The 1,450-nt window shown below is 69.0% G+C and carries 2 protein-coding genes; one reads left to right on the top strand and one right to left on the bottom strand.

From position 1 onward, the window contains the following. The coding region (locus tag ABZ078_RS44385; RefSeq protein ID WP_356584392.1) for an ornithine cyclodeaminase family protein at positions 1–716 on the bottom strand (716 nt) is incomplete at its 3' end. 140 nt (positions 717–856) lie between these two features. Here ABZ078_RS44385 and ABZ078_RS44380 point away from each other — a divergent pair. Beyond that, positions 857–1,450, top strand: a 594-nt coding sequence (locus ABZ078_RS44380) for a GntR family transcriptional regulator (protein WP_356584390.1), incomplete at its 3' end; no start/stop codon positions are given.

Genomic DNA, 1,450 nt, shown 5'->3' with positions numbered 1-1,450 from the left:
TCGTCGATGACGACGGTGCTGCCCGCGAGCAGTTCGTCGGGCAGCTCGCGCATGGTGGGGCGGTAGGCGCCGATGGCGTTGACGTGCACCTGCGCCGGCAGAGCCGACTCGGAGAACAGGGGACTGGTGGCGTTGGTCGCGCAGCAGACGATCTCGGCGGTGCGAAGCGCCGAGGCCGTGTCGGTCGCCGTGGTGAGTTCGACCCCCGGCAGTTCCGGTTCCAGCGCCTCGATGAGTGCCTGAGCGCGCTGCGGGTCGGCGTCGACAACGGTCAACTGGCGCAAGGGCCGGACGGTGTGGACTGCGCGGACCTGGTCGGGGGCCTGGCCGCCGGCGCCGATCAGGGTCAGCCGACCGGCCGCGGGGGGTGCGAGGAGGTCGGTGGCCACGCCGACCGCCGCGCCGGTACGCAGCGCCGTCACCGCTCCGGCGTCGGCGATCAGGCTGTCCAGGCGTCCGGTCTCGCTCCAGGCCACGTTGCCGGCGATGGCCGGCTTGCGCTCGAAGTTCAGGCTCAGGGTCTTGAACATGGCGGTCGCCGTCGACCGGTGATGGGCGGACATCACCAGGAACTGTCCGTCCCGCAGGGCGGTCCGGGTGGGCATCTCGAACTCTCCGGCGGCAAGATCGACGAAGCCGCGCCGGACGGCTTCGATCGCCTCGCTCATCGTCACGGCCTCACGGATCTCCCGCTCGCTGACGGTGATGGTCGTCATGGCACCCCACATCCTTGTTCGAGCCTTCCTCGACCGTCTCGTACGGGAGGAGGCGCGTGTAAGGTATTACGCCTTACGCATCACGACAAGAGGCTGATATCGCCGTACGAGCCCGGGGTGTCCCGTGTTATGCATAAGGCGTGACTACTCCTCGCCCGGCAGCAGCGTCTGCCCGCAGTCCACGGCTCAGGTCGGTCAGCCTGCGGGAGCAGGCGCGGGAGGCGGTGCGTACCCAGATCGTGCTCGGGCAGATCGAGCCGGGGCAGGTGGAGAGTGTCATCAACGTGGCGGCGGCGCTCGGTGTCTCGGTGACGCCGGTGCGGGAAGCGATCATGGACCTGGCCAATCTGGGCATGGTCGAGATCATCCGCAACCGCGGGTTCCGGGTGCCGGTGCTCACCGACCACGACCTCGACGAGATCTTCCGGATCCGCACGATGCTCGAGGCGCCGGCCATGGCCGACGTCGTCAAAGCCCTGGACGGGGCCTGTATACCGCGGTTCCGGCAGCTCGCCGAGCAGATCACCGATGCCGCGCGCGAAGGCGACCTGGTCTCCTTCCTCGACCTGGACCGGCAGTTCCACCTCGGTCTGCTCGAACTGCTGGGCAATCGCCGCCTGGTGGCGATGGCCGGCCAGCTGCGTGACCAGGCCCGGATGCAGGGTCTGCAGAAGCTGGCGGACCAGGGTGAGCTGACCCAGTCCGGCGAGGAGCACATCGCCATCGTGGACGCC

Source organism: Streptomyces sp. NPDC006385 (assembly GCF_040612485.1).
Classification (GTDB): domain Bacteria; phylum Actinomycetota; class Actinomycetes; order Streptomycetales; family Streptomycetaceae; genus Streptomyces.
The sequence above is the reverse complement of the archived record's forward strand: the minus strand, read 5'-3'. Positions and strand labels throughout refer to the sequence as shown.